The sequence below is a fragment of the Rhizobium mongolense USDA 1844 genome, from assembly GCF_000419765.1.
GTDB classification, from domain to species: Bacteria; Pseudomonadota; Alphaproteobacteria; order Rhizobiales; family Rhizobiaceae; genus Rhizobium; species Rhizobium mongolense.
In genome coordinates, this window is sequence record NZ_ATTQ01000019.1 from 1 (window position 1) to 18,033 (window position 18,033).

General features: G+C 59.6%; 16 protein-coding genes. 6 read left to right on the forward strand and 10 right to left on the reverse strand.

Features of this window, described 5'->3' with window-relative positions:
* On the reverse strand, positions 1-1,723 hold a 1,723-nt coding region (locus A3C3_RS0127895), incomplete at its 3' end, for an ABC transporter ATP-binding protein (protein WP_022717865.1).
* A gap of 36 nt (positions 1,724-1,759) precedes the next feature.
* Positions 1,760-2,956 carry an aminotransferase class V-fold PLP-dependent enzyme gene (locus A3C3_RS0127900; RefSeq protein WP_022717866.1) on the reverse strand — a complete coding sequence of 399 codons (1,197 nt, stop codon included), beginning with the start codon at positions 2,954-2,956 and terminating at the stop codon, positions 1,760-1,762.
* Positions 2,957-3,058: 102 nt separating this feature from the next.
* Here A3C3_RS0127900 and A3C3_RS0127905 point away from each other — a divergent pair, with 102 nt between their 5' ends.
* Positions 3,059-3,895, forward strand: a complete 837-nt coding sequence (locus tag A3C3_RS0127905; RefSeq protein ID WP_028740068.1) for an IclR family transcriptional regulator — start codon at positions 3,059-3,061, stop codon at positions 3,893-3,895.
* 12 nt (positions 3,896-3,907) lie between these two features.
* Here A3C3_RS0127905 and A3C3_RS0127910 read toward each other — a convergent pair whose 3' ends face one another.
* From A3C3_RS0127910 to A3C3_RS0127935, 6 genes are all read right to left on the reverse strand, one after another.
* Positions 3,908-4,420, reverse strand: coding sequence for a RidA family protein (locus A3C3_RS0127910; protein ID WP_084797049.1), 513 nt, complete (start codon positions 4,418-4,420; stop codon positions 3,908-3,910).
* 20 nt (positions 4,421-4,440) lie between these two features.
* Positions 4,441-5,649 carry an amidohydrolase/deacetylase family metallohydrolase gene (locus tag A3C3_RS0127915; RefSeq protein ID WP_022717869.1) on the reverse strand — a complete coding sequence of 403 codons (1,209 nt, stop codon included), beginning with the start codon at positions 5,647-5,649 and terminating at the stop codon, positions 4,441-4,443.
* Positions 5,650-6,519: an ABC transporter permease gene (locus tag A3C3_RS0127920; protein WP_022717870.1), complete on the reverse strand. Its 870-nt coding sequence runs from the start codon at positions 6,517-6,519 to the stop codon at positions 5,650-5,652. It abuts the gene before it with no gap.
* On the reverse strand, positions 6,519-7,460 hold the full coding sequence (locus A3C3_RS0127925) for an ABC transporter permease (protein WP_022717871.1): 942 nt from the start codon (positions 7,458-7,460) through the stop codon (positions 6,519-6,521). Before A3C3_RS0127925 ends, A3C3_RS0127920 begins: the two co-directional genes overlap by 1 nt.
* Positions 7,461-7,541: 81 nt before the next feature.
* Entirely contained in the window at positions 7,542-9,068 is a 1,527-nt protein-coding gene (locus A3C3_RS0127930) for an ABC transporter substrate-binding protein (RefSeq protein WP_022717872.1), read from the reverse strand.
* 161 nt (positions 9,069-9,229) lie between these two features.
* Entirely contained in the window at positions 9,230-10,105 is an 876-nt protein-coding gene (locus A3C3_RS0127935; protein ID WP_022717873.1) for a sigma-70 family RNA polymerase sigma factor, read from the reverse strand.
* Positions 10,106-10,217: 112 nt separating this feature from the next.
* On the opposite strand from A3C3_RS0127935, the gene A3C3_RS0127940 reads away from it, so the two are divergent.
* Complete coding sequence (locus A3C3_RS0127940; protein ID WP_022717874.1) at positions 10,218-10,676, forward strand: carboxymuconolactone decarboxylase family protein; 459 nt, start codon at positions 10,218-10,220, stop codon at positions 10,674-10,676.
* 54 nt (positions 10,677-10,730) lie between these two features.
* Here the strand turns inward: A3C3_RS0127940 and rhaI are convergent, their stop codons facing one another.
* Positions 10,731-12,023: an L-rhamnose catabolism isomerase gene (gene rhaI / locus A3C3_RS0127945; protein ID WP_022717875.1), complete on the reverse strand. Its 1,293-nt coding sequence runs from the start codon at positions 12,021-12,023 to the stop codon at positions 10,731-10,733.
* 80 nt (positions 12,024-12,103) lie between these two features.
* Between rhaI and A3C3_RS39435 the strand changes: the two genes are divergently transcribed.
* Positions 12,104-12,262 carry a YqaE/Pmp3 family membrane protein gene (locus A3C3_RS39435; RefSeq protein WP_033419851.1) on the forward strand — a complete coding sequence of 53 codons (159 nt, stop codon included), beginning with the start codon at positions 12,104-12,106 and terminating at the stop codon, positions 12,260-12,262.
* Between the two features lie 3 nt (positions 12,263-12,265).
* On the opposite strand, the gene A3C3_RS0127955 is transcribed toward A3C3_RS39435, so the two are convergent.
* The gene (locus tag A3C3_RS0127955) at positions 12,266-14,362 is read right to left on the reverse strand and encodes a bifunctional rhamnulose-1-phosphate aldolase/short-chain dehydrogenase (RefSeq protein ID WP_022717877.1); all 2,097 of its coding nucleotides are present in this window, start codon (positions 14,360-14,362) and stop codon (positions 12,266-12,268) included.
* Positions 14,363-14,558: 196 nt separating this feature from the next.
* Here A3C3_RS0127955 and A3C3_RS0127960 point away from each other — a divergent pair, with 196 nt between their 5' ends.
* From A3C3_RS0127960 to A3C3_RS0127970, 3 genes are all read left to right on the forward strand, one after another.
* Positions 14,559-15,371: a DeoR/GlpR family DNA-binding transcription regulator gene (locus tag A3C3_RS0127960; RefSeq protein WP_022717878.1), complete on the forward strand. Its 813-nt coding sequence runs from the start codon at positions 14,559-14,561 to the stop codon at positions 15,369-15,371.
* A 51-nt stretch (positions 15,372-15,422) separates the two neighbouring features.
* On the forward strand, positions 15,423-16,418 hold the full coding sequence (rhaS, locus tag A3C3_RS0127965; RefSeq protein WP_022717879.1) for a rhamnose ABC transporter substrate-binding protein: 996 nt from the start codon (positions 15,423-15,425) through the stop codon (positions 16,416-16,418).
* 74 nt (positions 16,419-16,492) lie between these two features.
* The gene (locus A3C3_RS0127970) at positions 16,493-18,028 is read left to right on the forward strand and encodes a sugar ABC transporter ATP-binding protein (protein ID WP_028740070.1); all 1,536 of its coding nucleotides are present in this window, start codon (positions 16,493-16,495) and stop codon (positions 18,026-18,028) included.
* Positions 18,029-18,033: the final 5 nt, after the last annotated feature.

The window sequence follows — 18,033 nt, forward strand, 5'->3', positions numbered from 1 at the left end:
CGCGCCGGCGATCCGGATCGGGCACGGGAACGGCCGCCATCAGCGTCTTCGTATAAGGGTGCTGCGGGTTGCCGAAGATGGCAGCACGCGGGCCGATCTCGACGATCTCACCGAGATACATGACCGCAACACGGTGGCTGACGCGTTCGACGACGGCCATGTCATGCGAGATGAACAGGAAGGCGAGGTTGAGGCTCTGCTGCAGGTCCAGCATCAGATTGATGACCTGCGCCTTGATCGAGACGTCGAGCGCCGAGACGCTTTCATCGGCGACGATCACCTTCGGATCGAGCGCCAGCGCCCGGGCAATGCAGATGCGCTGACGCTGACCGCCGGAGAACTCGTGCGGAAAGCGCGACGCCATATCGGTTGAAAGACCGACCTTTTCCAGAAGGTCGGCGACCTTCTCTTTGGCCTGCTTTGCCGTTCCCATTTTGTGTTCAAGATAAGGCTCGGCGATCGCCGCACCGACGCGGATTCGCGGATTGAGGCTGGCGAACGGATCCTGAAAGATCATTTGCACGGTCTTGCGCATCTCGCGCATCCCGTTCTTGTCGAGTGCCAGCACGTCCCTGCCCTCGGCCTTCACAGACCCGCTCTGCGGTTCGATCAGCCGCATTATGGCGCGGCCAGTCGTCGATTTTCCGCAGCCGGATTCGCCGACCAAAGACAGCGTCTCACCGGCAAAGAGATCGAAGGAAACGTTTTCAACGGCATGCACGCGTCCAGTCAAGCGGCCGAAGAAACCAGAGTGGATATCAAAGCGCTTGGTGAGGTTCCTCACCTCCAAGACCGGCCTTGCTGAAGTAGCAACCGTGTCGCCGACCTCCACCGGAACGTCGCATTCGCCTGTCGCTGCATTGACGACGGGAAAGCGCAGCGGCCTTTCGTGCCCCTGCATTGAGCCCAGCACCGGCACGGCGGAAAGCAGCGCGCGCGTGTAGGGGTGGCGGCCGCGATGGAAGATGTCGGCCGTCGCCCCCGTTTCAACTTGCTCGCCGCGATACATCACCACAGTTCTGTCGGCTATTTCGGCAACGACGCCCATGTCGTGGGTGATGAAGAGAACAGAGGTTCCTTCCTCCTCCTGCAGCATCTTGATGAGATCGAGGATTTGCCCCTGGATGGTAACGTCGAGCGCCGTAGTGGGTTCGTCGGCAATCAGCAGCTTCGGTTTGGAGGCAAGTGCCATGGCAATCATCACACGCTGGCGCATGCCTCCGGAAAAACGGTGCGGATATTCGTCGAAACGCGAGGCCGCGGAGGAAATGCGGACCTTTTCCAGAAGCCGGATCACTTCGGCTCGCGCTTCGGTCTTCGACATGGCCGAATGGCAAAGCAGCGCTTCGGAAATCTGGTCGCCGATCGTAAAGAGCGGGTTGAGGCTCGTCATCGGCTCCTGAAAGATCATCGAGACGTCATTGCCGCGCACCTGCCGCATGGCACTTTCCGGAAGCGCCAGCAGATTGCGGTCTCCAAGCATGATCTTGCCTTCGATCCGGCTCGTATCCGGCTGTAGCAGCCGCATGATCGACAGCGATGTGACGCTCTTGCCGGAGCCGCTTTCGCCCACGATTGCAACCGTTTCACCCGGCGCCACGCGAAAGGAAACATCGCGGACGACAGGCTTCCACTCTCCCTCGACCAGAAACGATGTCGTGAGATTCTCGACGGAGAGAACGGGTTCTACCTGCTGGATCGCCTGCGCCTGAAAGCCTGCCATGTTCGATTCCTCTTGGATGCCTAAAAGCCGGGAAGATCAATCCGGCCAGCGCAATACAGCGTCGAACCGGCGCTTGCCGCGGTTTTCGATAGGCGTTGCGATGATCTCGTTGGAGGCGCGCGCCTTGTCCAGTTCTTCGGCCAAGCGGCTTGCAACGATCTTTTCCTCGCCTGGGTGCAGATTGCAGGGGTCGAGATAGAAATACTGATGCTCGACTTCGTGGTCGCGAACGATGATCGGCGGCGTCCCGCGCGCCAGCGCGTCGGCCAAATCCCAGGCGGTGATATGGGTTTCCTCCGGTTTGAGGATGACGCGCAGGCGATCAAGCGGATTCTTGGTCGGATCGGGTTCGCGCAGCGCAGTTACGCCGGGGCGGTCGTCCAGCATCTGCTTCCAGAGATTGAGGTAGCCCGTTTCGCGCTCGCGAATGCCGGCGTGGTCACGCTTTTCCCAAGCTTCCAGGGCGGCCATGACGCCGAAAATGCTTTCCTTGCCGACCTTCATGCCGCGGCCGATGCCCATGTTCTGCAGGAAGGCGTTGCGCACCAGTTCCTTTTTGCCGGCGACGATGCCGGAGGTCGGACCACCGAGGAATTTGTGACCGGAATAGAGCGCGATATCCGCGCCCTGCTCCAGGAAAACACGCAGATCGTACTCCGACGCCGCATCGACGATGACCGGCACGCCCTTGGCGTGGGCGATCTCGACGAATTCCTTGAGGTTCAGAAGGCCATAGTCGACGACGTGGTGCGACACGACGTAGACGACCGCAGCCGTCCTTTCGGTGATTGCATTCTCCATGTGAAAACGATGGGTCGATGTCGCCTGACCGATCAGCACCGCCTTGGCGCCAGCAAGGCGGATCGCCTGATCGACGGGTGCGCCATAGCTCACAACATGGCCCATCTGCACCAGAACCTCGTTCTTTTCTGGCGTCACATCCGGCAGTTTCTCGATCGCCAGCAGGTTATTGCCGGTGATGGCACCTGCGACGGCCAGGGAAATGCCCGCTGAGCAGGATGCCGTCACGAAACCGGCTTCCGCACCCGTCAACCGGGCAATAACGGCGCTGGCCTTGCGCTGCAGATCGTTGATTTCGACAAATTGCGGCAGGATCGACGACATGGCCGCGATTGCCTCGGGGACGACGATTGATGCGCCGAGGCTGGTCATCGTGCCGGAAACGTTGATGACCGGACGAAGGCCGATCGACGCGCGAATGTCATCAGACATGTGTATCTCCAGATTGAATGGCGAGATGGCGAGTGTTGCAGCTTGTATCCTCGACGGCTATCCCATAGTAATGTAATAGACTCATGCCCGCATACGAGGAGCGTGGAATTGGACGGCAAGACATCATCAGTAGTTTACTCCGAAGACGAGGCACCTATTGAAGAACCCGGCAAGGGCGCACGTCGCTCGCGGGTGAGCGGTATCGACCGCGCGCTGCAGGTCATTGATCACCTCTACGAAACTGGCTCTCCGACGGGAGTCTATGCAATCGCCAAGGCTGTGAAGGCGCCGCTCTCGACCGTCTACGTCATCGTTGATGATCTGGTCGAAAAGAACATGCTGACGCGCAATGGCGACGGCACGATCTGGCTTGGTCCGCGGCTCTACCATTACGGCCTTGCCTATGCCCGCTCGCTCGATTTCATGAGCGTCGCGACGCATGAGATGCACGATCTTTGCCGCCAGGTGGGCGAAACCGTTCAGGTTTGCGGCCGCGACGGCGACTATATGCTTGTGCTTGCCATGGCCGACGGCCCGAGCCATTTCCAGGTCGCTTCGCGTGTCGGCACACGCGTTCCGCTGAACTGGACCGCATCCGGCCGCCTGCTTGTCGGCCACCTGCCGCAAGAGGAGCGCATCGAGCTTTTCAAGCGCTGCGCCAAATCCTCGCCGACCGGCCGCGCCGAGATGGACCCCGGCGTGCTTTCCGCCTCGGCGGGTGCGGCATTTCAGTCCCGCCTGTCGATCCAGGCTGGCGAGTCCGACTATGCGGTCGCCTGCATCGCTTCGCCGATCTGCGACAGAGATGGCCAATGCGTCGCGACCATTTCCATTGTCCTTCCAGAACAAAAGGCTTTTTCCGACGAGAACCACTATACCGCGCATGTGCGGACATCGGCCGAACGCATCGAAAAGATCATGGGCTGGCGCAACCACTAGGCTTTCCCCTCTTCAATCACGCAAGGCGATAATCGCCTCGATTTCGACAGTGATGTTACCCGGCAGCGAGCCGAAGCCAACCGCCGAACGGGCATGACTGCCGGTGTCTTCCCCAAAAACGTCGACGAAGAGATCCGAGCATCCATTGATGACGCTTGGATGGTCTGCAAACTGGGGTACGGCATTGACCATGCCGAGCAGCTTCACGACGCGCTTTACCCGGGAAAGATCGCCAAGCGCATCATGCATGACGGCAAGGAGATTGATGCCGGTGAGCCGCGCATGTCTATAGGCATCCTCGACGCCGATTTCAGCGCCGACCTTGCCAGAATAAAGAAAGCCATCGGCCTCGCGCGGCCCCTGACCGGAGAGGTAGAGAATATTACCCTCCAGCACATGCGTCACGAAATGGGCGATCGGCGGCGGCGCGGGGGGAAGCTCTATACCGAGCGCGGCAAGCCTTTCATAAGGCGAGCTTGCCGGCTTGGCGTTGGCTGGAGACATGTTCACGCAAACTCCTGTCATGCGGATTTCTGTTCTGGCTTTTAGCGGTAGGAATAACCGTGGCTGTGGCGCACGAGCCTACGGGCACGCGGAATGTAACGGCTTGCGGCAATGGCCTCGCTGCCGATCACCGCATAGCGAGGCTCGAACAGCTTCTTAAGAACGGAAACGTCGCCGTTGGAATCGGTCGCTTCGACATCGGAATCGACGAGATCGAAGACCGTGAAGTCGGCGCGCTGTCCGACGGCAAGCCGGTTTTCCATCGAAAGCTTGATGACGGAGGCAGGCGCATGCGTGACCGCTGCCACCACCTTGTCGAAAGGCATGCCGACGCAAAGCAGCTTCGACATGGTCGTCGCCAGATCCCAAACCGGAAAATTCATCGAATGGCCATGCAGGTCCGTCGAGATCGAGAAGGGCAAGAGGCCGCGCTTGATTGCGGCTTCCGCGACCTTGAAGGAGAAGGAGGCGCCGCCATGGCCGATGTCGAGGCGGATGCCCTCGCCCGCGCAACGCTGCGCGAGATCGAAAAGGTCCTCGTCTTCCATGATGCTCGAACCGGCCTTGCCGTTGAAGCAATGCGTGATGACGTCACCGGGACCCAGGATCTCCAGCACTTCATCATAAAGAGCCGGTGGCTCGCCGACATGCACCATCATCGGAACCTTGAGGATCTTGGAGATCTTCTTGCCGAGCTTTACCGGCGTCACACCCCACGAGCCGGTGATGACGTGGCTGGCGCGCACTTTGATGCCGACGATGTGCTCGCTGTTTTCAGCATAGCATTCAAGGATGCGGTCGAGATCAATGTCGCGAATGTCCCGCAATTCGGCGACGCGGTTGCAGGCGACGAGACCGATCGAACCGAGGTTCAGGAAGGCTTTGATGCGCTCGCGCGATGGCTCGATGATATATTCGCGGAAACCGTGGAAATTGGCTTCACCGGCAGAACCCGCATCGACCAGGGTGGTTACGCCGCGCTCGGCACCGCATTCGGACGGACGGACCGAGATATCGGTGCCGCCGTGCCAGATATGGACGTGGAGATCGACCCAGCCCGGTGAAATCCAGGCGCCCTTGCCATCGACGCAGATCATCTCCTGAGAGACTGAAAGCTGCGGACCGACCTGTGCGATCCGGCCGTTGCCGTCGATGAGGATGTCAACGGCACTGCTTGAGATTTCAGCACCAAAGGCCATAGGCCTCACATTGGTGAGGAGGAGCGGCTCGCGCCCTTGTTCCCCGGTCATTCAAAGGTCCTTTCGAAGTTTTGGATCGAGCATGTCGCGCAGCCCGTCGCCGACCATCTGCAGTGAGAGCACAGAAAGAACGATGGCGACGCCCGGAAACAGCGTCATCCAGTCGGCCTGGCCGATATACTGCCGCCCGGCGGCGATCATCGTTCCCCAGGTCGGAATTTCGGGGCTGACGCCAAGGCCGAGGAAGGAAAGGCCGGCTTCAGCCAGCATGGCGCTGGCAAAGAGGAAGGTGCCTTGCACCAGGATCGGCGAAAGCAGATTGCGCAGGACATGCCGGGTCATGATGTGGAAGGTTGAAATCCCGAGCGCTTGCGCGGCCTCGACATAGGGCAGTTCGCGGATGACCAGCGTCGATGCACGGACAATACGCGCAAGACGTGGCGAATAGACGATCGACAACGCGATGATGACCGTGGTTAGCGACGGTCCAAGGGCCGCGACCAACGCGATCGCCAACAGAATGTCCGGAAAGGCCATCATCGCGTCGATCAGCCGGGCGATTGGCGTGTCGAATTGCTTGAAGAAGCCGGCAAGCAGACCCAGGCTCACCCCGATCAACGCCGAAAGCACGACGACGGCAGCGCCGACGAGCAGCGACAGGCGCCCGGCAAAGATCGTGCGCGAGAAGACGTCGCGGCCGAATTCATCTGTTCCGAAGAAGAACATTCCGCTCGGCGGCTTCAGCCGGTTGACGATCGAAAGCTTGGAGGGTGAATAAGGAGTGACCCATGGAGCAAGGATTGCCAAGAGCACGAAGATTGTGAGGATGAGCACGCCGAAGGCAACGGTCTTGCGCTTCAGGAAACGCCGGAGAAACTTGCTGCCCTCGCTTAAGGCGGGCCGTGTTGTAATATCCGTCATCAGTAGCGCACCCTCGGATCGACCAGAAGATAGAGCATGTCGATCGCAAAATTGATCAGCACGTAGAGGGCTGCAATGATGAGCAGCGCTCCTTGGATGACCGGGTAATCGCGACGAAGGACCGCCGAGACGACAAGATTGCCGACACCTGGAAGGCCGAAGACCGTTTCGGTCACGACCGCGCCTGAAATCAAGACCGCCGCAGTCAACCCGATAACGGTCAGGATCGGGATCAGCGCGTTCTTGAGCGCGTGCTTGAGGATCACCCGGCGTTCGATCAGGCCTTTGGCGCGTGCCGTGCGGATATAGTCGTCGCCGAGCACATCAAGCATCGAGGCACGTGTGAAACGCAAGATCAGCGCCGAGGAAACAATACCGAGCGCAAAGGCTGGCAACGTCAGGTGATACATTCGCCCAAAGAAGTTCGCGCCCGGACCGCCATAGCCCGAAACCGGAAAGAAGTTGAAGCGCACGGCGAAGAACTGCATCAGAATCAGGCCGAGCCAAAAGCTCGGAATGCTTGCCGCAAACATTGCAAGCGTCGTGGCCGCCTGATCGACGAACGAACCGCGGCGATAGGCAGCATAAATGCCGATCGGCAGCGCGATGACGCAGGCGATCGCCAGCGAGAACACCGTCAGGAAAAAGGTCGGCTCGGCGCGGTCTAGAAGGGCTGCGGTGACCGGCATGTTCAAGAAGATCGATTGCCCGAGGTCGCCTCTCAGGAGCTGGCTGATATAATAGACATATTGCACCAGGAGCGACTGATCGAGCCCGAGACGACCGCGAAGCTCGGCGATATCCTGAGGCGTTGCGTCTGGCCCCAGCATGACGGCTGCCGGATCACCTGGCGTCACGCGCACGATGACAAAGACAATCGTGACGACGAGGAACATCACAACGATCATGCCGAAGAGGCGCTGGAGGATGTAACGGATCATTGAAATGCGGTCCCTATGCCCAGCCGGGCACCGTCGAAGAGAGATACCGGCCCGCAGGACCGGCATCCCGAGGATCAATCGTCACTTCTTGATCGAAGCGTTCCAGAAGTACGGCCACGGAGCCGGATCGACGCCTTCGAGCTTGTTCGATTCCGCCGAGACGGCGTTGAAGTCGCCGATCTTCATGAAGGGCGCATCGTCATAGATCGCTTTTTGGACATTGGCCCAGAGTTCGATGCGCTTGGCAGAATCGACTTCAGAGGTGAAGGCATCGACGGCTGCCTTGCGGGCAGGCGTATCCCACCAGCCCGGCGAGCTGGTCGAGAGCGAGCCGATCAGCGCCGGCTCCGGCAGGAACGGGCTGTGGCTGATATAAATGTCCCAGAGCTTCGGATCGGCGCGGCGCTGCGTCAGCGTCGCCCAATCGACGACCTGCATGTCGACGGTAAAGCCCGCGAGCTTCAGATACTCCGCTGCAACCTGCGCCATCTTGTAGTGGAATTCGTACTGACGGCTGGTGAGGATACGCAGCGGTTCGCCGTTGTAGCCCGTCTTCTTTAAGGCTTCGGCAGCCTCTTCGGGCTTTGCAACATTGTAATTGCCTTCAACGCCGGCATCCGTGTGCCAGGAATAGGCTTCCGGATAGATATCGCCGTCCAGCGTGTAGAAATCCGTGCTGCCGAAGGCAGCGGCCAGCATGTCCTCCATGCTGAGGGCCTGGCGGATCGCCTTGCGGACCTCGATGTTCTTTGCAATGCCCTCCTTGGTGTTGAAGACGAAGACCGGATAGCCGAAGGGCTTGAGGATGATCGGCTGCGAGGCCGTCGATGCCTTCAGCTTGTCGAAGGATTCGACCGGGATGGAATCGACATAGTCATACTGGCCGGAGACGGCAGCCTCGACGCGGGTATTTGGATCCGGCACCGGAACGAAACGGATTTCATCGAGATACTGGTGACGCGCGCCGCCATAGCCATCGCTCTCGCCATCGCGTGACTTGTAGCCGCTAAAGCGAACAAGCTGAATATACTGGTCGGCCTTGCGCTCCTTCAGCATGTAGGGGCCGGTTCCGATGAATTCCTTCATCGGCTCGTCCTGCTTGTCGGAAGGAATGATGATTGCAGCGGAATTGTTGAAGGCAAGCAGGGAGGTCAGCGGCGCATAGGGCTGTCTCAGGGTGATCTTGACGGTTGCCGGATCGACTGCAGCGATCGCTTCGATGAAGCCTGCAGCCTGCTTGCCGCGCGAGGCGATCTTTGTCCAGCGGGTGAGCGATGCAACGACATCTTCCGACGTCATGTCGCTGTTGTCGTGGAACTTGATGCCGGTGCGCAGCTTGATCGTGTAGCTTTTGCCGTCTCCGCTGATATCGGGCAGGCTTTCAGCCAGAAGCGGTGTGACGTTCCATTTCTTGTCGAAGGTATAGAGCGTCTCGAAGATGTGCTGCGTGACGATCCCGACGAGGTCGGCAGTCGAGGACATCGGATCAAGCGTCGGCGGCTCGCCGATCGTCGCCACATTGATGATACCGCCTTTTTCCTGCGCCATCAGCGTGGTCGGCAAGGCGACGATTGCCGTGCCGAGAAGGAATGCGACTAGCGTCTTCATTTCATGCTCCCGATTTGTTGTTCCATATTTATGTTATATAAGTCTTTATAATAGAATATCGGCCATAGTGGTCCTGTCAACCGGGAATGTGGACCTATGCTCGGAAATGAGAAGGCGCGCTAAGTTCTGCTGCTGCGCGCGCCGTCGTAAGTCGGGCTGACCTATCGGTCGAACAGGCGGTATTTGATCCGCTCAATTTGATCGGGATCGGCGATCGCCTCGATCGTGGCGATCTTCTCGCCATCGAAACCGATTTTGACGACGATGCGCAGTTGATCCTCGATGCGAACGATGAAACCGAAGCCGCCGTCTACGAAAGCCGGCAGCGCGCCGCGCGCCCTCCCGTTGAATGTCGTTGCAACCGCCTGCGCGCCGCGCAGTGCGCCGGCATGTCCGAAACGAGCGGCCGTCGCATCAGGCGCGAAGACAACATCGGGATGAAGAACAGCAAGCAACGCCTGGAAATTACCGTCGCGCGAGGCGGCCAGGAACGCCCGGACGACCTCTTTCCTATGCTCGATGCCGGCCTCGGGGGCCTCGGTCGTCCCCTGCACGCGGCGGCGGGCGCGGCTTGCGAGCTGGCGGGTTGCTTCCGGTGTGCGGCTGATGACGGGCGCAATCTCGTCAAAGTGCAGATCGAACATGTCATGCAGTACAAAGGCGACACGCTCTGCCGGCGCAAGCTGTTCCAGCACGACGAGCAGCGCGACGCCGACGGAGTCCGCCAGCACGATCTCCTGCTCGGGGTCGGCGGACTTCGCGGTATCGGCGATCTTTTCATGCACCGGCGGATCGAGCGGTTCTTCGCGCCGGGATTTCCTGGAGCGCAGCATATCGAGACAGATGCGCGCCACGACCGTCGTCAGCCAGCCGCCGAGATTGCCAACCTCGCTTGTGTCCGCGCGGCCGAGCCTGAGCCATGCCTCCTGCACCGCATCCTCCGCCTCCGCACGCGAGCCGAGCATGCGGTAGGCGACAGTCTTCAGGTGCGCGCGGTTGGCCTCGAATTCGCCGGCCAGAATTTTTTTCTCGTCCATCGGTCACATTCCTTCATCGCGTTACGTCACCACCATGACGAACGAATTCCGGCCGATGTGACAGACAAGTGGCCGGCGGCGTCATTCGCTGAAACATAGCAGGAGACATATCATGCAATCGAGAATGGGAAATCCGGCCGTCGTCATCCCTGAAGCCATGCAGGCGCTGCTCGCTTTCGGGAATATTGCCCAAAAGTGCGGCCTTTCGCCGAAGCTGCTCGAGCTCGTCAACCTGCGCGCCAGCCAGATCAACGGCTGCGGCGTCTGCGTCGACGGTCATCCGCGCATTGCCCGCAGGCTCGGAGAGACCGATGAACGCCTCTTTGCCGTTTCCGCCTGGCGTGAGACGCCTTATTTCAGCCCGGCAGAACGCGCGGCCCTGGCGCTGACCGAAGCGATCACCCGCGTCAGCGACCGCGCCGATCCGGTGCCGGACGAAATCTGGGACGAGGCGGCACGCCATTACGACGCCAAGAGCCTTGCGGCCCTCGTCATCGCCATCGCCAACATTAATGTCTGGAACCGGCTGAACGTCGCGACGCGCCAGATCGCCGGCGATTGGAAGCCATGAGTGGCTCCCCCTGGCCGCCGCTGTTAACGCGGCGGCCACAACGCCTTGGGAGGCCTAGATGATACCGCCGCCGCCAGCCACGGAGGCCGGACGTTCGGCGGAAACCTTTTTCCTGTAGCCGCTGGCGCGATAAGCAGCGACCGGATCAATGGCGCCGCCGGCGCGCCGACGCGCTTCGGCGAGGATCGGCTCGACGTCGGTGCGATACGCGCGCTTCAGCGTTTCCGCCGCCATCAGCGCATCATTTTCATTCTGATGGCCGGACAGCGCCTCGCGATCGACGATCAGGGCCTGCGCATAGGCGCGGCGGATTTCGTTTGCGCTATTGATCAGGCTTTCGATCGGGTCAGTGACATTATGTGACTGATCGATCATGTGAGCCGGATGGAAGCCCTTCACCCCGCGATACTCGGCATCGACCAGCTCATTGAAGACGAGGAATAGACGGTAAGGCTCGATTGCACCGGCATCGAGGTCATCGTCACCATATTTCGAATCGTTGAAGTGGAAACCACCAAGCTTGCCAAACTGAATCAGCCTGGCGACGATCATCTCGATGTTGGTGTTCGGGGCATGATGACCGAGATCGACGAGGCACTGGGCTTTCGGCCCGAGTGTCTGCGCGATCAGATAGTTCGTGCCCCAGTCCTGCACGACGGTCGAATAGAAGGCCGGCTCGTACATCTTGTGCTCGGAAAACAGCCGCCAGTCGTCGGGCAGCCCCTTGTAGATCTCCGCCATCGCCGCAAGATAGCGCTCGAAGGCCTTGGTAAAATTGCTCTGGCCTGGGAAATTCGAGCCGTCGCCGATCCAGACCGTCAGCGCCTTTGAGCCGAGCGCCTTGCCAATCTCGATGCATTCCAGATTGTGCTCGATGGCCTGCTGTCGCGTCGCGGCGTCCGTATGGCTGAGCGAGCCATATTTATAAGAGCGCTTCTGACCCGGCGCGTCTGAGAACGTGTTGGAATTCATTGCATCGAAGCTAAGACCGAGCGCATCGCCTTTGGCCCTTAACTCGCCGGCATCAGCCTTATCCCAGGGGATGTGAAGCGAAACGGTCGGCGTTGCCTGCGTCAACTGATGAATGACGGCGCAGTCGTCCAGCTTGTCAAAGATGCCACGTGGTTCGCCGGTGCCGGGAAAGCGGGCAAAGCGTGTGCCACCCGTTCCGACGCCCCACGAAGGAACAGCCACGAAGAATGCTGCGACCTTCGTCGTAATGGCGTCGATATCAACGCCGCGGCGTCCAAGATTTGCGCCGAGCGCGTCGTAATCGGCCTTGAGAGCCGCCGCGCGCTTGGCATTTTCCTCGGCAATTATATGCTGCGCAATCTTAAACTCGGCCATCAAATCCTCCCTGAAAACACGAACCATAGGCCCTGTTCTGCGTTGTATTGCTCTATTCCTCACCCACCAAAGAGGCGCTAGTGGACGTCATCCGCATCCTTCTCGCGATCATCCTGCCGCCACTCGGTGTCTTCCTGCAGGTCGGGCTCGGTCTGCATTTCTGGCTCAATATCCTACTGACGCTTTGCGGCTACGTGCCCGGGATCATCCATGCCATTTGGGTGATACTCCGCAAGTAGATCCTAGCGCGGGAAACTCTGGGCGTTGCCGGCATCCACATTGATGATGTTGCCGGTGGATTTCGCCGAAAGATCCGACGCGAGGAAATAGATCGCCTCGGCGATATCTTCGGGAAAGACGTTGAGCTTCAGCATAGAGCGCTTGCGGTAGTGTTCCTCCAGGTCGTCCACTTCGATCTTCGAAGAGGCCGCACGCTGTTCGCGCCACTCGCCGTTCCAGATCTTCGAGCCGCGCAGCACCGCATCCGGGTTCACGGTGTTCACGCGAATGCCTGCGTCTGCCCCCTCCAGCGCCAGGCAGCGGGCCAAATGGATCTCCGCGGCCTTCGCCGTGCAATAGGCAGCCGCATTCGGCGAGGAGGCAAGGCCGTTCTTGGAAGCGACGAACACAACGTTGCCGCCGAGGTCCTGACGGCGGAACAGGCGGAAGGCTTCGCGCGAAACCAGGAAATAGCCGGTCGCCAGAATATCGATATTCTTATTCCACATCGAAAGCTCGGTGTTTTCGATGGGCGCTGACGACGCAATACCGGCGTTCGAAACGAGGATGTCGATGCCGCCGAACTCGACGCAGGATTCAGCAAAGGACGAGACCACGGCATCTTCCTTGGTGACGTCGAGCTTCACGCTGCGTACCGCATCCGCACCGTACTTCTTCACGAAATCGGCTTCCGTCGCCTCCAGTGCCGACTGATCGATATCGGCAAGCACCACGCAGGCACCCTCGCCTACCAGACGGGCCGCCGTCGCACGGCCGATGCCGCCGGCACCGCCGGTGACAAAGGCCACCTTTCCGGCAAGGCTCTTCGGCTTCGGCATGCGCTGCAGCTTTGCCTCTTCCAAGAGCCAGTATTCAATATCGAAGGCTTCCTGTTCAGGCAGACCCTGATATTCGGAGACCGTCGACGCACCGCGCATCACGTTGATGGCGTTGACGTAAAATTCGCTCGCGATGCGGGCCGTTGCCTTGTCGCGGGCAAAGGACAGCATGCCGACGCCCGGGATGAGGAAAATGACCGGATTGGCATCTCGCATCGCCGGTGAATTGCCGTGCTTGCAGTCATTGTAATAGCGCGCGTAATCGACACGATAGTCTTCCAGCGCCTTGTCGAGACCGGCAACGATCGACTCTACGTCAGGTTTTGCCGGGTCGAAGTCGAGGATCAGTGGGCGGATCTTGGTACGCAGGAAGTGGTCCGGGCAGCTGGTACCGAGCGCGCCGAGGGAGCGGAGATCCTTCGAGTTGACAAATTCGAGCACGCCATCCTGATCGTCGAAATGGCCAAGCTTGCGCTCCTGCTTGCCGATCCGCCCGCGGATTTCCGGCATCAGGCGGGCAGCGATGGCCCGGCGTTCAGCCACCGGCAGGCTCTGGGTCGCCTGGCCGCCGAAGATCTTCTTGCCTTCAGTCTGCTGGGCGAACCATTCGATTGCCTTGTTGATAATGGCGAGCGTCAGCTCGTAGCAGGCCCTGGCATCGTTCGCCCAGGTGAAAAGACCGTGGCTTTCGAGGACGACACCCTTGGCATCCGGGTTCGCCTTGACGAATGCTTCAAGATCGAGACCGAGCTGGAAACCCGGGCGGCGCCAGGGCAGCCAGCCGATCTCCTTGCCAAAGACCTGCTTCGTCAGTTCCCTGGAATTCTTGGCTGCAGCGATCGCGATGATGGCGTCCGGATGCATGTGGTCGACATGTGTGAAGGGCACAAATCCATGCAGCGGCGTGTCGATCGAGGCGGCGCGGGAATTCAGGTTGAAGGTGCAATGCGGCAAAAAGCCGACCATGCGATCTTCGTCGTCGACGCCCTTATAGATGCCCTTAAGCGAATCAAGCTTGTCCTGATAGAGCGTCGCAAAGCCGTCGAGCTTAATGGTCCCGACATCGCCGCCAGATCCCTTGACCCAAAGAACCTTGACCTTCTCGCCGGTCAGTGGATCCGTTTCCATCACCTTTGCCGAAGTATTGCCGCCGCCGTAATTGGTGATGCGCTTGTCAGCGCCAAGGAGGTTCGAGCGGTAAAGCAGCTTACCGGGTTCATCGAGCCCTGCTGCGTAAGAATCATCCCAACGGTTTTCAAGAAGCCGGACGGTGGCCGCCATGTCATCCTCCCTTGTGTGCCTTATGCGCAGACGAAAGCCACGCTGTATCCGCTGATGGTATCGCTCATCAAAACGCATATTGTCAATCAAAAACCATCAAAAACAGTTATTGTGCAGCGCAATATGATATTTCTTGATCGTTTTTGATTGACAGCTTTTAATGGATGCGAAATAAATAAGGACAGGGAGGAGCCAAATGCACGAACGCGAACGCCATCGCATTATCCTGAGCGCCGTCCAGGAAAAGTCGGTCGTCACGATCCAGGATATTGCTGAGCTCACCGAAGCTTCCGAGGCCACGATCCGGCGTGACATCGCGGCTCTCCATGTGCAGGGCAAGATCCGGCGCGTGCGCGGCGGCGCAGAAGCCGTCCATCCGCCGCAGCTCGGCAACCTTGCGGGACGTCCCTTTAAAGTTTCAGAATCAGTCAATATCGATAAAAAACGCGCAATTGCGCGCGCCGCCGTGGATCTATGCGACCCGGGCGATGCGATCATCATCAATGGCGGCACGACGACGTTTCAGATGGTACACTTCATGTCGGCGCACCGCATGCAGGTCATGACCAATTCGTTCGCGATCGCCGAACATCTGGTAAAACATTCCAAGAACACGGTGACGGTGCCGGGCGGTGTGATCTACCGTGAACAGAGCCTCATTCTGTCGCCCTTCGACAATGACGCCATCCGCAATTTCTATGCACGCCGTTTTTTCATCGGGGCCCAGGGCGTCGGCCCGCTCGGCATTATGGAAGCCGACGCGCAGATCATTCAAAGCGAACAGAAGCTGATGCATCAGGCCGACGAACTCGTCGTGATGGTCGATTCCAGCAAGTTCCGCCGCCGGTCGAGCCTCATTCTGTGCCCGCTCGACCGTGTTTCGACGATCATCACCGATGACGGCATCCAGGAAGATTGCGCCAGGATGATCGAGGATGCAGGCATCAAGCTCGTCGTTGCGAGCGCCGGCCTGCAATCGGTGAAGGAGGATTCCTCGTCGGTCGCCTGAGAAGCGCCGGCCAGGTGTAGTTAGTCTTAATCAACGTGGGAGGATGAAAGCATGAAACTTGCAAAGAAACTCGCGGTGGGCGTCGCACTCGCCGTCGCCATGATGGCAGGCACAGCAAGTGCTGCCGACATGAAGATCGGCCTCGTCGTCAAGTCCCTCGGCAACGGCTTCTTCGACGCAGCCAACAAGGGCGCCCAGGAAGCCGCCAAGGAGCTCGGTGGCGTCGAAGTGATCTATACCGGCCCGACGGCGCCGACGGCCGAAGGCCAGATCGAAGTCATCAACTCGCTGATCGCACAGGGCGTCGATGCCATCGCGATTTCGGCGAACGACCCGGATGCCGTCGTCCCAGCCCTGAAGAAAGCGGCCCAGCGCGGCATCAAGGTCGTCTCCTGGGATTCCGGTGTTGCGCCTGAAGGTCGCATCCTGCAACTCAATCCATCGTCCAACGAGCTGATCGGCAAGATGTGCTTGACGCTCGCCAAGGATCACCTCGAAGGCGGCAAGGGTGACTTCGCAATCCTCTCCGCTACTTCGACGGCGACGAACCAGAACATCTGGATCGGGGAGATGAAGAAGCAGCTCAAGGACTTTCCGGGCCTCAACCTCGTCACCACCGTTTACGGCGACGACCTTTCGGACAAATCCTATCGTGAAGCCGAGGGCCTCTTGAAGTCCAACCCGAACGTCAAGGTCATCGTCGCTCCGACGACGGTCGGCATCCTGGCTGCCTCCAAGGTCGTCGAGGACAAGGGCCTTGTCGGCAAGGTCTATGTCACGGGTCTCGGCCTGCCGTCCGAAATGGCCGGTGCGATCAAGTCAGGCGCGACGAAAGAATTCGCCATCTGGAACCCGATCGACCTCGGCTATTCGGCCACGCAGATCGCCTATCACCTCGTCAAGGGTGACTCGGACGGCAAGCCAGGCAGCGAAATCGAAGCTGGCCGCATGGGCAAGATCAAGGTTGGCGACAACGGCGAGGCCGCGATGGCAGATCCGTTCGTCTACAACGCTTCGAACATTGACCAGTTCTCCAAGGTCTTCTGATCTGAACTGTCATGCATAAAGCCCGGCGGCTTTGGGGCCGCCGGGATTTCTCATTCGACACCGGTAAAGCGCTGATGAACACTGCCCTTCAACAACCCGTCACGGACCGCAAGACCGCAGATGCGCCCGCCATCCTCGAAATGCGGGGCATTTCACAGATCTTCCCCGGTGTAAAGGCGCTCGACAATGTCAGCATCACGCTCTACCCCGGTAAAGTCACGGCGCTGATCGGCGAAAACGGCGCCGGCAAATCCACGCTCGTCAAGATCCTGACCGGCATCTACCGGCCGAACGAAGGCGAAATCATCGTCGACGGCCAGCCCGTCACCTTCGCAAGCGCTCAGGCCGCAATCGATGCGGGCGTCACTGCCATCCATCAGGAAACTGTCCTCTTCGACGAATTGACGGTTGCCGAAAACATCTTCCTCGGCCATGCGCCGCGCACAAAATTCCGCACCATCGACTGGAAGGCGATGAACAGCCGCTCGAAAGGGCTGTTGACTTCACTTGAAAGCAGCATCGATCCGACAATCCGGCTGAAGGACCTCTCGATCGCACAACGTCATCTGGTGGCAATTGCCCGCGCGCTATCGATCGAGGCCCGTATCGTCATCATGGATGAGCCGACGGCTGCCCTTTCGCGCAAGGAGATCGACGATCTCTTCCGCATCGTTCAGGGCCTGAAGGAAAGGGGCAAGGCGATCCTTTTCATAAGCCACAAGTTCGACGAACTTTACGAGATTGCCGACAACTTCGTCGTCTTCCGTGACGGCCGCGCTGTCGGAAACGGCAGGCTGAAGGAAACGCCGCAGGACGCGATCGTGAAGCTCATGGTCGGCCGCGATGTCGAGAACGTGTTTCCGAAGTCTCCAGTAGAGATCGGCGGCCCCGTTCTCGAAGTCCAGGATTACTGTCACCGCACGGAGTTCCGCGATATTTCCTTCACGCTTCGCAAGGGCGAAATCCTCGGCGTCTATGGCCTGATCGGCGCTGGACGCTCGGAACTCTGCCAGTCGCTTTTCGGCATCACCAAGCCGCTCTCCGGCAGGCTCATGCTCGACGGCAAGAAAATTTCGATGGCATCGCCGCACGACGCCATCCGTGCCGGCATCGTCTATGTGCCGGAAGAGCGCGGCCGCCACGGCCTGGCACTGCCGATGCCGATCTATCAGAACATGACGCTGCCTTCACTGACGCGCACCTCGCGCAAGGGTTTCCTGAAGGCCGCCAACGAATTTGCGCTCGCGCGTAAATACGCCGAGCGGCTGGACCTTCGCGCAGCCGCACTGTCCGTCCCCGTCGGCACGCTGTCTGGCGGCAACCAGCAGAAAGTCGTCATCGGAAAATGGCTGGCGACGCAGCCCAAGGTCATCATCCTCGATGAGCCCACCAAGGGCATCGATATCGGTTCCAAGGCGGCGGTCCACGGCTTCATCAGCGAGCTTGCCGCCGAAGGGCTCTCGATCATCATGATCTCCTCTGAACTGCCGGAAATCATCGGCATGTCGGACCGTGTCCTGGTGATGAAAGAGGGCTTGTCGGTCGGTCTGTTTGAGCGCGCAGAGCTCTCGCCAGAGACGCTGGTGCGCGCAGCGACCGGAAATGCATGAGGTGA